Here is a 17,055-nt window from a genome sequence, read left to right as displayed (position 1 = left end):
GCCATCGCCGTATTGGGGGTGCCCCCGCCGAAGCCCAACGGCTAGCGCCCGCGAAGCTCGCGGTACCGCGAAACCAGCGACGCCGTCGACGCGTCGAGACCGGGCACGTCCGTGCCCTCCGTCAGCGCCGGCTCCACCCGCTTCGCGAGGACCTTGCCGAGCTCGACGCCCCACTGGTCGAAGGAGTCGATGTTCCAGATCGCGCCCTGGACGAAGACCTTGTGCTCGTACAGCGCGATGAGCTGACCGAGCACCGACGGCGTCAGCTCGCTCGCGAGGATCGTCGTCGTCGGGTGGTTGCCCTTGAACGTCTTGTGGGGGACGAGCTCCGCCGGGACGCCCTCCGCCGCGACCTCCTCGGGGGTCTTGCCGAAGGCGAGGGCCTGGCCCTGGGCGAAGAGATTGGCCATCAGCAGGTCGTGCTGGGCGACCAGACCGGGCTGGAGGTCGTCCACCGGCCGGGCGAAGCCGATCAGGTCCGCCGGGATGAGCTTCGTGCCCTGGTGGATCAACTGGTAATACGCGTGCTGGCCGTTGGTGCCCGGGGTGCCCCAGACGACCGGGCCGGTCTCCCAGCTGACGGGCTGTCCGTCACGGTCCACCGACTTGCCGTTGGACTCCATGTCCAGCTGCTGGAGGTAGGCCGCGAACTTCGACAGGTAGTGGCTGTAGGGCAGCACCGCGTGCGACTGCGCGCCGTGGAAGTTGCCGTACCAGACGCCCAGCAGGCCGAGCAGCAGCGGCGCGTTCTCCTCCGGCGGCGCGCACCGGAAGTGCTCGTCGACCAGGTGGAAGCCGGCCAGCATCTCGCGGAAGCGGTCGCCGCCGATGGCGAGCATCAGGGAGAGGCCGATGGCGGAGTCGTACGAGTAGCGACCGCCGACCCAGTCCCAGAACTCGAACATGTTGGCGGTGTCGATGCCGAAGTCGGCGACCTTCTCCGCGTTCGTGGACAGCGCGACGAAGTGCTTGGCGACCGCGTCCTCGCCGGCGCGCAGCTCGGTGAGGAGCCAGTTCCGCGCGGAGGTGGCGTTGGTGATGGTCTCGATCGTGGTGAAGGTCTTGGAGGCCACGATGAAGAGCGTCTCGGCGGCGTCGAGGTCGTGGACCGCCTCGTGGAGGTCGGCGCCGTCCACGTTGGAGACGAAACGGAACGTCATGTCGCGGGCGGTGTAGGCGCGCAGTGCCTCGAAAGCCATCGCCGGTCCGAGGTCGGATCCGCCGATGCCGATGTTGACGACGTTCTTGATGCGCTTTCCGGTGTGGCCCTTCCACTCACCCGAACGGACCCGGTCGGTGAAGATCTGCATCTTCCGCAGGACCGCGTGCACGGCGGGCACGACGTTCTCGCCGTCGACCTCGATGACGGCCGACTCCGGTGCGCGCAGGGCGGTGTGGAGCACCGCGCGGTCCTCGGTGGTGTTGATCCGCTCGCCGCGGAACATCGCGTCCCGCAGGCCGGCGACGTCGGCCGACGCCGCCAGTTCGCGCAGCAGCCGCAGGGTCTCGTCGGTGACCAGGTGCTTCGAGTAGTCGAGGTGGAGGTCGCCGACGGAGACGGTGTACTTGTCGGCCCGGCCCGGGTCGTCGGCGAACAGCTCGCGCAGGTGCACCTCCCCCAGCTCGTCACGGTGCTTGGCGAGCGCGTTCCACTCGGGAGTGCGGTCCAGCCTGGTGCGGCTCTCTGCGTTCATCTCGGACATCGGTCCACTTCTCCTCGTAATTTCCCCGCTGTCTCCAACCTAATTGATCAGCCGTCGATTCCCGGCGCAAACGACGAGCGGCCCGGTCGGACACCTTCAGAAGGTGTCCGGCCGGGCCGCTTTCGTCGCGCTAGATCTCCCCACGGAGCTTGGCGAGCGCCTCGGCGAGGATGGCCTCGCCGTCGGCGTCGCTGCGCCGTTCGCGCACATAGGCGAGGTGGGTCTTGTACGGCTCCGTGCGCGGCGGGTCCGGTGGGTTGTCCCGGTCCTGGCCGGCCGGGAAGCCACAGCGGGGGCAGTCCCAGGTGTCGGGCACCTGGGCGTCGCTGGCGAAGCTCGGCTGCGTCTCGTGCCCGTTGGAGCACCAGAAGGAGATCCGCAGTCGGGGTGCCGATTCGCCCCGCTCCGCCTCTCCCATGGGCCCCGCCCCGACCCGGCTTCCTCGGATCGCGTTGCCACTTGCCACGGTCGTAACTCCCTGCGTGATGGTGCTGCACTGTGCCGAACAGCGGCTGCGCCGCGGGGTCGACAGTCCGCTCCGCTGCGGGCGCCTCAGTCTACGTAAGGCCCAACGCGCGTCCAGTGGCAGGAGTTACAGCCCGGCCGCGAGGACGCGCCCTCAATCATAGGCCGCGTCCGCGACGGAGCGTCAGCTGCCGACCTTCATCAGCACGCCCAGCGTGACGATGCACGCGAACCAGAGCAGACCGATCACGATGGTGATCCGGTCGAGGTTGCGCTCGGCGACCGAGGAACCGCCGACGGAGGACTGCATGCCACCGCCGAACATGTCGGACAGGCCGCCGCCCTTCCCCTTGTGCATGAGCACCAGCATCATCAGCAGCAAGCTGAAGACGATGAGGGCGATCGAGAACCCGATGACCACGGCTGGACCAACTCTCTCGGACTGACTGGATGGAAAACGCGTGTGGGGCCGGGCAGCGGCGCGTTCACGCCGGTCCCGGCCCCGACAGGGTACGACGGCGGGGGGCCGCCGTCATAGCCGCTACTGGTCGGCGAAGCGGACGATCTTGACGAACTCGTCCGCGTCGAGCGAGGCACCGCCGATCAGGGCGCCGTCGACATCGGGCTGCGCCATGATCGCCGCGATGTTGCCGGACTTCACGGAGCCGCCGTACTGGATGCGGACCTTGTCGGCCAGCTCCTGGTCGTACAGCTCGGCCAGACGGCCGCGGATGGCACCGCAGACCTCCTGGGCGTCCTCGGGCGTGGCGACCTCGCCGGTGCCGATGGCCCAGACGGGCTCGTAGGCGATCACGATCGTCGCGGCCTGCTCGGCCGGGATGTCCGCGAGGCCGCCCTCGACCTGCGCCAGGGTGTAGGCGACCTGGTTGCCCGCCTTGCGGACGTCCAGGCCCTCGCCGACGCAGAGGATCGGGGTGATGCCGTGCTTGAAGGCGGCCTTCACCTTGGCGTTGCAGAGCTCGTCCGACTCGCCGTGGTACTGGCGGCGCTCGGAGTGGCCCACCGCGACGAAGGAGCACTTGAGCTTGGCGAGCATGCCACCGGAGATCTCACCGGTGTACGCGCCGGAGTCGTACGCCGAGATGTCCTGGGCGCCGTACGTGATCTTCAGCTTGTCGCCGTCGACCAGGGTCTGCACCGAGCGGAGGTCGGTGAAGGGCGGCAGGACGGCCACGTCTACGGCGTCGTAGTCCTTGTCCGCGAGGGAGAAGGCGAGCTTCTGGACGTGGGCGATGGCCTCAAGGTGGTTGAGGTTCATCTTCCAGTTGCCCGCCATCAGCGGGGTGCGTGCACTCACGGTGGTTCAGTCCTCCAGTGCGGCGAGGCCGGGGAGCGTCTTGCCCTCGAGGTACTCGAGGCTGGCGCCGCCGCCGGTCGAAATGTGGCCGAAAGCGTTCTCGTCGAAGCCCAGGATGCGCACGGCCGCGGCGGAGTCGCCACCACCGACGACGGTGAACCCGTCCGAGTCCAGCAGGGCCTGGGCGACGGCCTTGGTGCCGTTGGCGTAGTCGGGGTGCTCGAAGACGCCCATCGGGCCGTTCCAGAAGACCGTGCCCGCGTCGGCCAGCTTGGCCGCGTAGAGCTCACGCGTCTTCGGGCCGATGTCCAGGCCCTCCTTGTCGGCGGGCATGGCGTCCGTGGCGACGACCTCGGGGTTGGCCGGGGCCTTCGTCTTCAGGTCGGGGAAGTCGGCCGAGACCAGCACGTCGACCGGCAGGACGAACTCCACGCCCCGCTTCTCGGCCTCCGCCAGGTACTCCAGGCACGTGCCCTTCTGGTCCTCCTGGAGCAGCGAGATGCCGACCTCGTGGCCCTTGGCGGCCAGGAAGGTGTACGACATGCCGCCGCCGATGAGGATGCGGTCGGCCTTCTTCAGCAGGTTGTCGATGACACCCAGCTTGTCGGAGACCTTGGCGCCGCCCAGCACGACCACGTAGGGGCGCTGGACCTCGTCGGTGAGCTTCTTCAGGACGCCGACCTCGGTGGCGATCAGGTCGCCGGCGGCGTGCGGGAGCCGCTTGGGGAGGTCGAAGACCGAGGCGTGCTTGCGGTGCACGGCACCGAAGCCGTCGCCGACGTAGAGGTCGGCGAGCGAGGCGAGCTCGTCGGCGAAGGCGCCGCGCTCGGCGTCGTCCTTGCTGGTCTCGCCCGCGTTGAAACGGAGGTTCTCCAGCAGCGTGACCTCGCCGTTCGCCAGTGCGGCGACGGTGGCCTTCGCGCTGTCACCGACCGTGTCGGTGGCGAACGAGACACTCTTGCCCAGGATCTCGCCGAGCCGCTTCGCGGCCGGGGCGAGGGAGAACCGGTCCTCCGGGGCGCCCTTGGGACGGCCCAGGTGGGAGGCGACGATCACCTTGGCGCCCGCGGCGGCGAGCTTGGCGATCGTCGGCGCGACGGCGCGGATGCGGCCGTCGTCGGTGATGGTGCTGCCCTCGAGCGGCACGTTCAGGTCGGCGCGGACGAAGACCCGCTTCCCCTCGACGCCGCCTTCGATCAGTTCATCGATCGTCTTCATGCAGTGACTCCGTGACTTCGTTAGTCATAAGACGGGGCCCGTACGACGCGTCGTCGCGTCGTGCGAGCCCCATCCCCACACTCGGTGCCTGGTGACAGTAGTGCGGACTGCCGGTCAGGCGAAGGTCAGAGCTGGCCGCCGACGAAGACCGTCAGGTCCACCAGGCGGTTGGAGTAGCCCCACTCGTTGTCGTACCAGCCGACGACCTTGACCTGCTTGCCCTGGACCATGGTCAGGGAGGAGTCGAAGGTGCAGGAGGCCGGCCAGTTCACGATGTCGGAGGAGACGATCGCGTCCTCGGTGTAGTCGAGGATGCCCTTGAGCTGACCCTCGGCGGCCTTCTGGAAGGCGGCGTTGATCTCTTCCTTGCTGGTCTCGCGGTCGAGCTCGAGGACCAGGTCGGTGACCGAGCCGGTCGGGACCGGGACGCGCATGGCGATGCCGTCCAGCTTGCCCTTGAGCTGCGGGAGGACCAGGGCGGTGGCCTTGGCGGCACCCGTCGAGGTCGGGATGATGTTCTCCGCGGCGGCGCGGGCGCGGCGCAGGTCGGAGTGCGGGAAGTCCAGGATGCGCTGGTCGTTGGTGTACGCGTGGACCGTCGTCATCATGCCCTTGACGATGCCGAAGTTCTCGTCGAGAACCTTGGCCATCGGCGCCACGCAGTTGGTGGTGCAGGAGGCGTTGGAGATGACGTGGTGGTTGGCCGCGTCGTACTTGTCCTGGTTGACGCCCATCACGATGGTGATGTCCTCGTTCTTGGCCGGAGCCGAGATGAGGACCTTCTTCGCGCCGGCGGCCAGGTGCTTGGCCGCGTCCTCACGCTTGGTGAAGATGCCGGTGGACTCGATGACGATGTCGGCGCCCAGCTCGCCCCACGGCAGCGCTGCCGGGTCGCGCTCGGCCATCGTCTTGAAGGTCATGTCGCCGACGGTGATCGTGTCGTCGGTGTGGCTGACCTCCTGCTTGAGGCGACCCAGGATCGAGTCGTACTTCAGCAGGTGCACCAGAGTGGCGTTGTCGGTCAGGTCGTTGACACCGACGATCTCGATGTCCGCACCCTGCTCCAGGAGCGCGCGGAAGTAGTTACGACCGATACGGCCAAAGCCGTTGATGCCTACGCGGATCGTCACGAACCGATCTCCTCGTTGGTGTGCCGGGACTGCCCGGCGGCTGTATTGGGATGTCCCCGACCATCACCGACCCTACCTCTAACAGGGGAGGTACGTGACATTGGCGGCGGGGGCCGTCAGGCGCGCTCAGTCGTGCCCAATCGCGCTCAGCTGCAGGTCAACCGCCGATGGCGCGCAGTGCGGCACCGATCAGCCCGGCCCGCTCGCGCGGGTCGGACACGCGTTCAAGACCGAAGCCCAGCAGGACGGTGTCCCGGGTGGTGAGGGCCGCGGCACCGCCGTCCCGCACCCCCGGTCCGTCACCCTGTGTCACCGGTGAGCGGTACTCGCCGGCCACGGCGGTGCGGAACTGCGGGAAGGTGTCGGGCGGCAGCTCGTCGGAGATCGGGCGGTAGGCCCCGGCGAGCGCCGGCGGGCTCCCGCCGGCGCCGAGGGCGGCCGTGGTGCCCGTGAGCTCACCGGTGCCGGTGAAACGCGTGGCCTGGGCGAACGAGGTGCGAGCGCCCGCGCCCAGGTAGTACTGGGCGAAGTCGTCGGTGTCGGCGTCGCCGACCCGGGACTCGCCGCCCGCCTTGGTGCCCGCGGCGATCAGTTTGCCGCCCTCGTTGACGAAGTCGCGCACGGCCAGGAGGGTCGCGCCGTCGGGGCGGGCGTCCCCGGAGTTCCACAGGACGGTGTCGTAGTGGCTGAGCACGCCCAGCGCGGGCGGCGCGCCCTGGGTGGCGACGTCCCAGACGGTGGCCTTGCGGCCGTTGTCGGTGAGGGCCTTGACGTAGTCCGGGGCGTGCCGGGAGGCGCCGCCGGGACCTTCGTCCGTGACGACGAGGGTGTCGGCGCGCGGGGTGTCGGCCACGGTGAAGGTGAACGGCTCGCTGGTGGTCCCGTGCCCGTCGCGGGTCTGTCCGCTGAACCGGACGCGGACGGTGGAGCCCGCGTGGGCGCCCTGGAGGGTGGCGCGGTACTGGTCGAAGCGGAGGTTGTCCTCGCCGCCGTAGCGGTCGCCGCCGTCCCAGGCCTTGACGGGCACGGTGGTCTCGGGCTCGCCGTCGACGCTGTAGTGGGCGCGGATGCCGGTGAGGCTCTTGCGGGCGGTGACGGCGACGGTCTGCTCGCCGTCACGGGCGTGGGACGTGGTGAAGGCGTGCGGGGTGAAGTCGGGGGCGTCGAGGCCGACCGAGGAGGAGGGGCGGTCGGCGTGGTGCGCGGACTCGGCGACGGAGAGGGCGAAGGGGATGTTCTTGGTGAACTCCTGCTGGATCAGCTTCTCGTCGTCGGGGAAGTTGAAGGAGGAGCGGCAGTCGGCCGGGTCCCAGCGGTCGTTGGGGTCGACCCCTGAGGCGGTCTCGCAGGTCGACATCTCGGGGGTGAACATCATGGTGCCGTTGACGTTGGCCGCGTGGCCGTCCGCCTCGCCGTTGGTGGTGTAGAGCTCCGAGGAGACCTGGGGCCGGTAGCCGGGTATCGCGGACTTCTCGGGGGTGCCGGCGAGCGCCTTGTAGAGGACGTCGTCGGGGGTGGGGGTGGCCACTTGCCAACCGACGCCGTAGAGCAGGAGTTCGGCGGCGGAGTGGTAGTTGATGGCGTAGGTGAAGCGGTGTTCCTTCTCGAAGGAGTCCAGTGCCTTGGTCTCCGGTTCGGAGGCGGCGGCGGGCCCGCGGTACGTCCCGGAGGCCGGGCGCGGGGACGAACCCTCGTTGTCGTAGCCCCACTTGTAGGGGAAGTTGCGGTTGAGGTCGACGCCGTCCGCCGAGGTGATCTTTCCGTCGCCGTCGTTGTCGCGGAGGTTCTTGCGCCACAGGCGGGTGGCCGGGCTCTGGAAGGTGTAGTCGTAGCCGTCGGGGTTGGCGGAGAGGACGAACCACAGTTCGGTGGAGTCCACGAGCTTCGTGATCCGGTCGTCCTTGCCGTAGCGGTCGAGGTAGTGGTGCATCAGCCGCCGGGTCATCTCCGGGGTGATCCACTCGCGGGCGTGCTGGTTGGACATGTAGAGCACGGCGGGCCGGTCGCCGTCGTGGCGCGCGGTGGCGTCCTTGGCGACCTTGAGGGCGAGGATGTCCTGGCCGCGTACGGTCTTGCCGATGCTGACGACCTTGGTGAGGCCGGGGTGGGTGCGGGCGGTGTCGGTGATCTCCCGCTGGAGGCCGTTCTTCCCGCTGTACGGGCGGAAGACCCCGTCGCCCGTGGCGCCCAGGCCCTGCCGGCCGCGCACGCGCTTCTCGGTGATGTCGACGCCCTGGCGGCGCAGTTCCCCGGCCTGTGCGGCGGTGAGGACGACCTCGAGGGTCGTCTTCTCGCCGCCGACGACGCGCCGGCCCAGTTCATGGCCGTCGACGCCGGCCCGGAGGAGGAGCGGGACCTGCGCGCCGGTGACCCGGGCGGTCCACGCGGTCAGGGTGTCCGGGCCGGCGCCCGGGGCCGCCGTGGCGGGTGGTGCCGCCTGGGCTGAGGGTGCCGCCGCGAGGCCGCCGCCGCACAACAGCGTGGCCGCCGCGAGGGCCGTTCTCGTGCCGCGTCTCATGAGCCCCCCTTGTCGTTGACTGTCACGTCGGTGCACGGACGCCAGGCTCGTGAGTCACCATGATCATGTCAACAACGCGTTTTCCGCCCGCCCGGACAGCGCGTCGCCCCCGCCACCCTTGCGGGTGAGCGGGGGCGGCGTCGGGCCGGCGGCGGGGCCGGTCAGCCGACCATGCCCTCGGCCATCTCCTCCGACAGGTCCGACAGGTCGGAGAGGTTCGACTCGGTGCCGGGGATGCCCAGGTCCTGGGCGCGCTTGTCGGCCATGGCCAGCAGCCGGCGGATCCGGCCGGCGACGGCGTCCTTGGTCAGCGGCGGGTCGGCGAGCGCGCCGAGCTCCTCCAGGGAGGCCTGCTTGTGCTCCATCCGCAGCCGGCCGGCGGCCGCCAGGTGCTCGGGGACCTCCTCGCCGAGGATCTCCAGCGCCCGCTGCACCCGGGCGCCCGCGGCGACGGCGGCCCGCGCCGAGCGGCGCAGGTTGGCGTCGTCGAAATTCGCCAGCCGGTTGGCGGTGGCCCGCACCTCGCGGCGCATCCGCCGCTCCTCCCAGGCCAGCACGGACTCATGGGCGCCGAGCCGGGTCAGCAGCGCGCCGATCGCGTCGCCGTCGCGGACGACGACCCGGTCCACACCGCGCACCTCGCGGGCCTTGGCCGCGATCTGGAGCCGGCGGGCCGCGCCCACGAGCGCCAGCGCCGCCTCCGGGCCGGGGCAGGTCACCTCCAGGGAGGAGGACCGGCCGGGCTCGGTGAGGGAGCCGTGGGCCAGGAAGGCGCCGCGCCAGGCGGCCTCGGCGTCACAGGTGGCCCCGGAGACGACCTGCGGGGGCAGCCCGCGGATCGGCCGGCCGCGGCCGTCGACCAGGCCGGTCTGGCGCGCCAGCTGGTCACCGCCCGCCACCACCCGCACCACGTACCTGCTGCCCCTGCGGAGCCCGCCCGGGGCCATGACCACCAGGTCGGAGGCGTGCCCGAAGATCTCCAGGATGTCCTTGCGGAGCCGCCGGGCCGCGATCCCGGTGTCCAGCTCCGCCTCGATCACGATGCGCCCGCTGACCAGGTGCAGCCCGCCGGCGAAGCGCAGGACCGCCGAGACCTCTGCTTTCCGGCAGCAGGTCCGGGTGACGGGGAGCCGGGAGATTTCGTCCTTCACCGCTGCCGTCATCGCCATGGGCCGATCCTTCCATGCATCCGAAAAATACGGTCGTACGCGGCGGCCAACAGCTCCGGGTCGTGCGTCGGGGAGCCGTCGGGCGAGGCGACCGGCGCCAGCTCGACCGTGGCCCCGAGCCGCTTGGCGGCGTCCTCGAGGCTGTCCCGGTCGGGCACGGCGGCCTCGTCGGCCAGCACCACGTCCAGGGCGAGTTTAGGGGCGTGTCGGGCCAAAACCTCCAAATGACGCTGCGGGGAGAAGCCATCGGTTTCCCCGGGTTGCGGGGCGAGGTTCAGTGAGAGCACCCGGCGGGCCTTGGTCTCCTGAAGCGCCTCCAGCAGCTCGGGCACCAGCAGGTGGGGGATGACGGAGGAGAACCAGGAGCCCGGGCCGAGCACCACCCAGTCCGCGTCCAGCACGGCCGCCACGGCCTCGGGCACCGCCGGCGGGTCCTCCGGGACGACGTGCACGGACTGCACCTCGCCCGGGGTGAGCGCCACGGTGGCCTGGCCGCACACGGTGGTGATGTCGTCGGGAGCGGCCGGGTCGTGGCCCTTGACCAGCGCCTGGAGCTCCAGCGGGACCGCCGACATCGGCAGCACCCGGCCGTGGGCGCCCAGCAGCTTGCCGACCAGGTCCAGCGCCTGGACGTGGTCGCCCAGCTGCTCCCAGAGGGCGACGATCAGCAGATTGCCCACGGCGTGGCCGTGGAGCTCGCCCCGGCTCTCGAAGCGGTGCTTGACCACCCGGGCCCAGGTCTGCCCCCAATCGTCGTCGCCGCAGAGCGCCGCGAGGGCCTTGCGGAGATCGCCGGGGGGCAGCACGCCCAGCTCGTCGCGGAGCCGGCCGCTGGAGCCGCCGTCGTCGGCGACGGTGACGACGGCGGTCAGATCGCCGGTGATCCGGCGCAGCGCGGCGAGAGAGGCCGACAGGCCGTGGCCGCCGCCGAGGGCGACGACCTTGGGCTGGGCGCCCCGGTAGGCACGGCGCTCGGCCCGGCCGCTCGCGCGGCCGGGCACCAGCTTGCGGACGCGACGCATCCGGAAGGTCCGGCCGGTCACTCGCGCCCCATGTCCCGGTGGACGACGACGGTCTCGACACCCTCCGAGACGAGACGGTGGGCGAGCTTCTCCGACATGGCGACGGAGCGGTGCTTGCCGCCGGTACAGCCGACCGCGATCGTCACATAGCGCTTGCCCTCGCGGCGGTAGCCGGCGGCGATGAGCTGGAGGAGCTCGGTGTAGCGGTCGAGGAACTCCTTGGCGCCGGGCTGGTTGAAGACGTAGCCGGACACCTCCTCGTTGAGGCCGGTGAAGGGGCGCAGCTCGGGCACCCAGTGGGGGTTGGGGAGGAAGCGGCAGTCGACGACGAGATCGGCGTCGACGGGCAGGCCGTACTTGTAGCCGAAGGACATGACGGTGGCCCGCAGCTCCGGCTCCTCCTCGCCGGCGAACTGGGCGTCCAGCTTGGCGCGCAGCTCGTGGACGTTGAGGCTGGAGGTGTCGATGACGAGGTCGGCGTCGCCGCGCAGCTCGCGCAGCAGGTCGCGCTCGGCGGCGATGCCGTCGACGATGCGGCCCGAGCCCTGGAGGGGGTGGGGGCGGCGCACGGACTCGAAGCGGCGCACCAGGGCGTCGTCGGACGCCTCCAGGAAGATCACCCGGCGCTTGACCTTCTTGGCCTCCAGGTCGGCGAGCGACTCGCGGAGGTTGTCGAAGAAGCGCCGGCCGCGGACGTCCACGACGACGGCGATGCGGGCCACATTGCCCTGGGAGCGGGCGCCGAGGTCCACCATGGTGGGGATCAGGGCGGGCGGCAGGTTGTCCACGACGAACCAGCCGAGGTCCTCCAGGCACTTGGCGGCGGTGCTGCGGCCCGCCCCCGACATGCCGGAAATGATGACCAGCTCGGGGATGCCCGCCGTCTCGCCGGTCGCGTCCACCGTCGTGCCCGTACTCACCTGTGCTCCGTCCCGGTCGGTCACGTTCATTCTGTCTTCCCCCGTTCTGCCGACGGCGCCACCGGCGTCGTCTTCCCTTCCATACTGAGGCCTTCCCGGGCGTGCGGCCCGGACGACGGACCGCGCCGGTCCGGGCGCGGGCCGCCGGGTCCGTCCTGTGCGGTCAGGTCCATCATTCCTCCGCGTCGTCCATGATCTCGCCCGTGGCCGTGTTGACGGCCGGGGCGGGTGGTGCCGTCGCGGCCAGCGCCGCGGCGACGGTCTCGGCCGTCTTGCGGCCGATGCCGGGCGCCGCGCAGATCTCGTCGACCGTCGCGGCGCGCAGCCGCTTGACCGAGCCGAAGTGCTTGAGCAGCGCCTGTTTGCGGGTCTCGCCCAGGCCGGGGACCGTATCGAGCGGTCCGGCCTTCATGCTTCTGGAGCGCTTGCCGCGCTGGTAGGCGATGGCGAAGCGGTGGGCCTCGTCGCGCACGCGCTGCAGGAGGTAGAGGCCCTCGCTGGTGCGGGGCAGGACGACCGGGTCGTCCTCGCCGGGCAGCCAGACCTCCTCCAGCCGCTTGGCGAGGCCGCACACGGCCACGTCGGTGACCCCGAGCTCGTCCAGGGCCCGCTGGGCGGCGGCCACCTGCGGCTGCCCGCCGTCGACCACGACGAGCTGGGGCGGGTAGGCGAAGCGCTTGGGCCGGTCGCCGTTCTCGGCGGGGACCTCGCCGCCGGGCTCGTCGCCCGCGGTCTCCTCGGCCCACTCCCCCGTCTTCAGGCTCTCCCGCAGATAGCGGCGGAAGCGGCGGCTCACGACCTCGTGCATCGAGCGGACGTCGTCCTGGCCCTCGAAGCCCTTGATCTGGAAGCGGCGGTACTCGCTCTTGCGGGCCAGGCCGTCCTCGAAGACGACCATGGACGCCACGACGTCCTGTCCCTGGAGGTGGGAGATGTCGAAGCACTCGATGCGCAGCGGCGCCGAGTCCAGGCCGAGGGCCTCGGTGATCTCCTCCAGGGCCCGGGAGCGGGTGGTGAGGTCGGAGGCGCGCTTGGTCTTGTGCAGCGCGAGCGCCTGCTGGGCGTTGCGCTGGACGGTGGCCATCAGGTCCTTCTTGTCGCCGCGCTGGGGGATGCGCAGGTCCACGCGGGAGCCGCGGCGGCCGGTCAGCCACTGGGCGACGGGCTCCACCGGATCCGGCAGGGCGGGGACGAGGACCTCCTTGGGGACGGCGTCGCCGCTCTCCTCGCCGTAGAGCTGCTGGAGGGCGTGCTCGACGAGGCCCGCCGTGTCGACGGCCTCGACCTTGTCGGTGACCCAGCCGCGCTGGCCGCGCACCCGGCCGCCGCGCACATGGAAGATCTGCACGGCCGCTTCGAGCTCGTCCTCGGCGACCGCGATCAGGTCGGCGTCGGTGGCGTCGGCCAGGACGACGGCGTTCTTCTCCATGGCGCGGCGGAGCGCCTCTATGTCGTCCCGCAGCCGGGCGGCCTTCTCGTACTCCATCTCCTCGGCGGCATCATGCATCCGCTGTTCCAAACGGCGGATGTACGCGCCGGTACGCCCGGCCATGAAGTCGCAGAATTCCTCGGCCAGTTCGCGGTGCTCCTCGGGGGTGACGCGGCCGACGCAGGGGGCGGAGCACTTGCCGATGTAGCCGAGGAGGCAGGGGCGGCCGATCTGGTGGGAGCGCTTGAACACCCCGGCCGAGCACGTGCGGACGGGGAAGACCCGCAGCATCAGGTCGACGGTCTCCCGGATGGCCCAGGCGTGGGCGTACGGGCCGAAGTAGCGCACGCCCTTCTTCTTGGGGCCGCGCATGACCTGGACGCGGGGGAACTCCTCGTTGAGCGTGACCGCGAGGGAGGGGTAGCTCTTGTCGTCCCGGTACTTCACATTGAAGCGGGGGTCGTACTCCTTGATCCAGGAGTACTCCAGCTGGAGCGCCTCGACCTCGGTGGAGACCACCGTCCACTCCACGGAGGCGGCCGTGGTGACCATGGTGCGGGTGCGCGGGTGGAGGCCGGCGAGGTCCTGGAAGTACGACGAGAGCCGCTGGCGGAGGCTCTTCGCCTTCCCGACGTAGATCACCCGGCCGTGCTCGTCGCGGAACTTGTACACCCCCGGCGAGTCGGGGATCTGTCCCGGCTTGGGTCGGTAGCTGCTGGGGTCGGCCATGTCACACACCCTACTTGCGGGCACTGACAACTCCACCGTCCGGCCACCGGTCCGCCCACCGGTCCGGCACCCCGTTCTCGACGCGACTCCGGCCCCGGCGGTGGTGGCCGCCGAGGCCGGAGCGGAAGCGGGGGACGGACCCCGTGGGGGGTGCCGTCAGCGGCGCCGCAGCCTGTGCCTGCGCACCGCCACGGCTCCCAGCCCGAGGGCCAGGGCCGCCGCCCCGCCGGCCGTCGCGACGGGGGCCGCGATCGGGGAGCCGCCGTCACCTTCCGGTGCCGCGGTCACCGACCGGTCCGCATCGGTCCCCGGTGCGACGGACGCCGCGTCGCCCTTCGCGTCGTAACCGCCGGCCACGCCCTTCCTGTCGTAGGCCGAGCCCGGCAGCTTGGCGCCGTAGGCCTTGCGCACCCGGTCCCGGTAGGCGCCGACCGTGGTGCCCTGCTCGCCGACCGCCCGCACGGCGTCCTCGTCGAGGGGCAGGACGCGGTCGCCGCGCTGGACGTACCAGGCGTTGATCTGCGGCTCGCGGAAGACCGTGCCGCCGCTGAGCTTGCGGGCGCCGGCGGCCGCGTAGCGGGTCTCGTCGTCGCCGGTGGCGATGTTGACGACGCTCCAGGTGTTCCCGGTGCGCGCGGTCCACACCGACGCCTTCTGCCCGTCGGCCGAGACGGCGGTGCTGGCGAGGAAGTCCAGCCGGGCGATCGGGGCGCCTTCCTTGCCCGCCACGAACTCCGGGGCGAGCGTGTAGACGGGGACGGTCGCGCCGTCGATCCTCGGGCGCGCGTCCGTCTTCGCGAGCTGGTCGGCCTTCGCGGGCGCGCCGTCACGGTTCGCGCTGTCCCGGTTCGCGCCGTCACGGTTCGCGCCGTCACGGGCGAAGAAGCGGGAGAGCGTGGCCAGCGTGCCGGGCGCGGCGGCCGCGTCATGGGCCTCGGCGACCCCGGCGGCCGACGGCGGCGCGGGGACGGCCGGGGGCGGCGCGGCGTGGGCGAGCGGGGCGAGCCCCAGCAGCGCGGCGGTCAGGGCGCCGGCGGCGGCCACGCGGGCGGCGTTCCTCGATGTGTACCGGTCGGTCATGGCCCTCACGCCCCGATCCCGTAGAGCGAATGGGTCCAGGAGAACTGGTTGTTGTTCACGTACCAGTCGTGCGACGCCCAGTTGTAGCGGTTGCTGGAGGGCCAGGGGTCGCCCCAGTAGACCATGCTGTTCGCGTCGTCGTACCCGTAGAGGACGTGCATATGGCCGCCGCCGGACTGCCACTGGATGCGGGTCTCGACCGGACGGCCCGCGTCGATCTCGGACTTGACGGTCGTGTACCGCAGCCAGCCGTTGACGTACCGGCCCTCGTTGATGCCGGCCCAGTCGAGGGCGTTCTGCACATTGCCCAGCGTGGCCTGGTTGTTGGGGCACGTGGAGCCCTGGGCGCGGTTGAAGGCGGCGTTGCAGAACTGGTTCTGGCTGTAGTTGCGGCCGAACCAGGTGGCGATGGTGTTGCCGGAGGCGGCCCAGCACCAGTTCGTCTTCTGCTGCGCCTGCATGCCGATGTTCAGTCTGTTCGTCGCCCGCAGCGCGTGCTGTTCGCCGGTCGCCGCGCTCGCCGTGGTGGGGACGGCGAACAGGACGGCGGCGAACAAGGCCGTCAGGGACAGCCGTCTGCCGCGTATGCGGGGCTTTTCTATGGTTGCCGATGCCGAAGCACGGGACATTTCGCGTTCCTCCCGTGGGGTGGGGGGTGCTGATGGAGGAGCGCGTCCGGACGCGTGTGAGGAGCATCGGGTGTTGTCGGGGGCTGGTCAACCGGCTTCAATACGGCCTGAGGCCCGGATGTGAACGAATCCCGCCGGATGTGAACGGCTCGTGGCCGTCCAGTAGGAAAGCCGCACGCCGAGGCATGGCCGAGGCACCCGCCGATCGTGAATATTCACAGGCGCACGGGGGCTTCACAGCGGACTTCACAGCGGGAGAGCGCGGACAGAGGAGCGAGCGGAATGACGCGCACCAGCACAGCGCGCACCACAGGCGTCGCCGAGAGCGAGCTGGCCCGGGCGCTGCGATCGGGCCCCTTCCACCTGGCGCTGCGCACGGCGCTGTCGGTGCGCGGGCTGGCACTGCACCGGGTGCAGCACCGGCTGGCGCAGCGCGGGGTCAAGGTGGGGGTGACGACCCTGAGTTACTGGCAGCAGGGCCTCCGCAGACCCCGGCGGCCGGAGTCCCTGCGGGCCGTGCGGCTGCTGGAGGACGTGCTCGATCTGCCGGAACGGGCCCTGACCGGGTTACTCGCCGCCCCGGCGCCGTCGGGCACGGCGCCGGACCGGCCGGCCGCGCGTTCGTACCGCTCGCTGGTGGAGGAGTCCCGGGCCCTGGAGCGGCTGCTGGCGGAGCTGGAGTCGCCGGAGGACGGCGGCCTCCACACCGTCTGCCATCTGGAGCGGGTGTCCATCGGCGCGGGCCGCGAGATGCGCGCCCGCGACTCGCACCACGTGGTGCGGGCGCACCGCGACGGTGTGGACCGCTATGTGGCCATCCACCACGGCGACGAGGGCTGCGACCCCGGCCGGATGACCGTACGGGCCGGGGAGAACTGCCGGGTGGGCCGGGTCCGGTGGCACGCGGCGGCGGGCGTCCTCGTCGCGGAGCTGCTCTTCGACGCCCGGCTGCGCGCCGGGGACACCCATGTCTTCGGCTACGGCTTCGACGACGGCACGGGCGGCCCGAGCGGCGAGTACGTGCGGGGGTTCAGCTTCGCGGGCGGTCAGTACGTGCTGCGGGTGCGCTTCGACGAGGCCGCGCTGCCGGTGCGGTGCCGCCGCTTCAGCCAGAGCGCGGCGGGGGCGCCGCGCTCCGGTCAGCAGGAGCTGACCCTGGCGGGACGGCACCGGGAGGTGCACCTGGTGGAGCAGGGGGTCCGTCCGGGGATAGTGGGGATCGCCTGGGACTGGTCGTAGCGGCCGGGGCTCGGGCGGAGGGTCTCGCTCAGGCGGAGGGACCGGCGATCAGCTTGCCGCCGTCGGCCTTGACGGGGACGGCGGGCAGGGGCGCGCCGGCCGGGCCCTGGAGGACCTTGCCGGTGGCGGCGTCGAACGTGCTGCCGTGGCAGGGGCAGCTGATCTTCCCGTTCTCGACCTTGGTGACGACGCAGCCCGCGTGGGTGCACACCGCGCTGAACGCCTTGTACTCCCCCTCGGCGGACCGCGAGACGACGAGCTTCTGCTCCCGGTAGAGCCGCGCGCCACCGACGGGGACCTCACCGGCCGCCCCCAGGTCGACGGGCGCGGTGGGGGTGGCCGGCCCCTTGGCACCCGTCCCCCCGGCGCAGGCGGCGGCACCGACCCCGGCGGCCCCCACCAGAGCGGCTCCGCGCAGCACGGTACGACGGGAGGCGGAGGAGGCGGAGGAAGCCGAGGGGGACGTCATGGGGAGCTCCAGCGGTG

At 71.4% G+C, this 17,055-nt stretch carries 14 protein-coding genes and 1 pseudogene; 1 reads left to right on the top strand and 14 read right to left on the bottom strand.

Going from position 1 to position 17,055, the window contains the following annotated elements; translation table 11 throughout:
* Positions 1-41: 41 nt before the first annotated feature.
* From pgi to ACX9I7_RS14305, 13 genes and pseudogenes are all read right to left on the bottom strand, one after another.
* Positions 42-1,694, bottom strand: coding sequence for a glucose-6-phosphate isomerase (gene pgi / locus ACX9I7_RS14365; RefSeq protein ID WP_459387581.1), 1,653 nt, complete (start codon positions 1,692-1,694; stop codon positions 42-44).
* A gap of 139 nt (positions 1,695-1,833) precedes the next feature.
* Positions 1,834-2,169 carry an RNA polymerase-binding protein RbpA gene (locus ACX9I7_RS14360; RefSeq protein WP_003957010.1) on the bottom strand — a complete coding sequence of 112 codons (336 nt, stop codon included), beginning with the start codon at positions 2,167-2,169 and terminating at the stop codon, positions 1,834-1,836.
* A 183-nt stretch (positions 2,170-2,352) separates the two neighbouring features.
* Positions 2,353-2,589, bottom strand: coding sequence for a preprotein translocase subunit SecG (gene secG / locus ACX9I7_RS14355; protein WP_126913623.1), 237 nt, complete (start codon positions 2,587-2,589; stop codon positions 2,353-2,355).
* Positions 2,590-2,709: 120 nt separating this feature from the next.
* Complete coding sequence (gene tpiA, locus ACX9I7_RS14350) at positions 2,710-3,486, bottom strand: triose-phosphate isomerase (RefSeq protein WP_387577605.1); 777 nt, start codon at positions 3,484-3,486, stop codon at positions 2,710-2,712.
* Positions 3,487-3,492: 6 nt separating this feature from the next.
* Positions 3,493-4,704: a phosphoglycerate kinase gene (locus tag ACX9I7_RS14345; RefSeq protein ID WP_358630182.1), complete on the bottom strand. Its 1,212-nt coding sequence runs from the start codon at positions 4,702-4,704 to the stop codon at positions 3,493-3,495.
* 125 nt (positions 4,705-4,829) lie between these two features.
* On the bottom strand, positions 4,830-5,834 hold the full coding sequence (gene gap / locus ACX9I7_RS14340) for a type I glyceraldehyde-3-phosphate dehydrogenase (protein WP_189455004.1): 1,005 nt from the start codon (positions 5,832-5,834) through the stop codon (positions 4,830-4,832).
* Between the two features lie 274 nt (positions 5,835-6,108).
* A pseudogene (locus tag ACX9I7_RS14335) lies at positions 6,109-8,352 on the bottom strand (M14 family metallopeptidase); the annotation flags it as partial.
* A gap of 161 nt (positions 8,353-8,513) precedes the next feature.
* Positions 8,514-9,521, bottom strand: coding sequence for a DNA-binding protein WhiA (whiA, locus tag ACX9I7_RS14330; protein ID WP_126913628.1), 1,008 nt, complete (start codon positions 9,519-9,521; stop codon positions 8,514-8,516).
* On the bottom strand, positions 9,512-10,564 hold the full coding sequence (locus tag ACX9I7_RS14325) for a gluconeogenesis factor YvcK family protein (protein WP_189455008.1): 1,053 nt from the start codon (positions 10,562-10,564) through the stop codon (positions 9,512-9,514). Before ACX9I7_RS14325 ends, whiA begins: the two co-directional genes overlap by 10 nt.
* Complete coding sequence (gene rapZ / locus ACX9I7_RS14320) at positions 10,561-11,493, bottom strand: RNase adapter RapZ (RefSeq protein ID WP_189455010.1); 933 nt, start codon at positions 11,491-11,493, stop codon at positions 10,561-10,563. The genes ACX9I7_RS14325 and rapZ overlap by 4 nt, the downstream gene beginning before the upstream one ends.
* 142 nt (positions 11,494-11,635) lie before the next feature.
* Entirely contained in the window at positions 11,636-13,621 is a 1,986-nt protein-coding gene (gene uvrC, locus ACX9I7_RS14315; RefSeq protein WP_387577601.1) for an excinuclease ABC subunit UvrC, read from the bottom strand.
* Positions 13,622-13,777: 156 nt separating this feature from the next.
* Complete coding sequence (locus tag ACX9I7_RS14310; RefSeq protein WP_459387545.1) at positions 13,778-14,701, bottom strand: hypothetical protein; 924 nt, start codon at positions 14,699-14,701, stop codon at positions 13,778-13,780.
* A gap of 5 nt (positions 14,702-14,706) precedes the next feature.
* On the bottom strand, positions 14,707-15,303 hold the full coding sequence (locus tag ACX9I7_RS14305) for a papain-like cysteine protease family protein (RefSeq protein ID WP_387577643.1): 597 nt from the start codon (positions 15,301-15,303) through the stop codon (positions 14,707-14,709).
* Positions 15,304-15,612: 309 nt separating this feature from the next.
* Here ACX9I7_RS14305 and ACX9I7_RS14300 point away from each other — a divergent pair, with 309 nt between their 5' ends.
* The gene (locus tag ACX9I7_RS14300) at positions 15,613-16,569 is read left to right on the top strand and encodes a hypothetical protein (protein ID WP_358630195.1); all 957 of its coding nucleotides are present in this window, start codon (positions 15,613-15,615) and stop codon (positions 16,567-16,569) included.
* Between the two features lie 28 nt (positions 16,570-16,597).
* Here ACX9I7_RS14300 and ACX9I7_RS14295 read toward each other — a convergent pair whose 3' ends face one another.
* Complete coding sequence (locus tag ACX9I7_RS14295) at positions 16,598-17,038, bottom strand: Rieske (2Fe-2S) protein (protein ID WP_358630198.1); 441 nt, start codon at positions 17,036-17,038, stop codon at positions 16,598-16,600.
* Positions 17,039-17,055: the final 17 nt, after the last annotated feature.

The organism is Streptomyces sp. L500 (genome assembly GCF_054551825.1).
The sequence above is the reverse complement of the archived record's forward strand: the minus strand, read 5'-3'. Positions and strand labels throughout refer to the sequence as shown.

What these genes read in the sequence shown, in the direction of transcription:
- pgi (WP_459387581.1), bottom strand. Translation starts at nt 1,694, where the DNA reads ATGAACGCAGAGAGCCGCACCAGGCTGGACCGCACTCCCGAGTGGAAC.
- ACX9I7_RS14345 (WP_358630182.1), bottom strand. Translation starts at nt 4,704, where the DNA reads ATGAAGACGATCGATGAACTGATCGAAGGCGGCGTCGAGGGGAAGCGG.
- whiA (WP_126913628.1), bottom strand. Translation starts at nt 9,521, where the DNA reads ATGGCGATGACGGCAGCGGTGAAGGACGAAATCTCCCGGCTCCCCGTC.
- rapZ (WP_189455010.1), bottom strand. Translation starts at nt 11,493, where the DNA reads ATGAACGTGACCGACCGGGACGGAGCACAGGTGAGTACGGGCACGACG.
- uvrC (WP_387577601.1), bottom strand. Translation starts at nt 13,621, where the DNA reads ATGGCCGACCCCAGCAGCTACCGACCCAAGCCGGGACAGATCCCCGAC.
- ACX9I7_RS14310 (WP_459387545.1), bottom strand. Translation starts at nt 14,701, where the DNA reads ATGACCGACCGGTACACATCGAGGAACGCCGCCCGCGTGGCCGCCGCC.
- ACX9I7_RS14300 (WP_358630195.1), top strand. Translation starts at nt 15,613, where the DNA reads ATGACGCGCACCAGCACAGCGCGCACCACAGGCGTCGCCGAGAGCGAG.
- ACX9I7_RS14295 (WP_358630198.1), bottom strand. Translation starts at nt 17,038, where the DNA reads ATGACGTCCCCCTCGGCTTCCTCCGCCTCCTCCGCCTCCCGTCGTACC.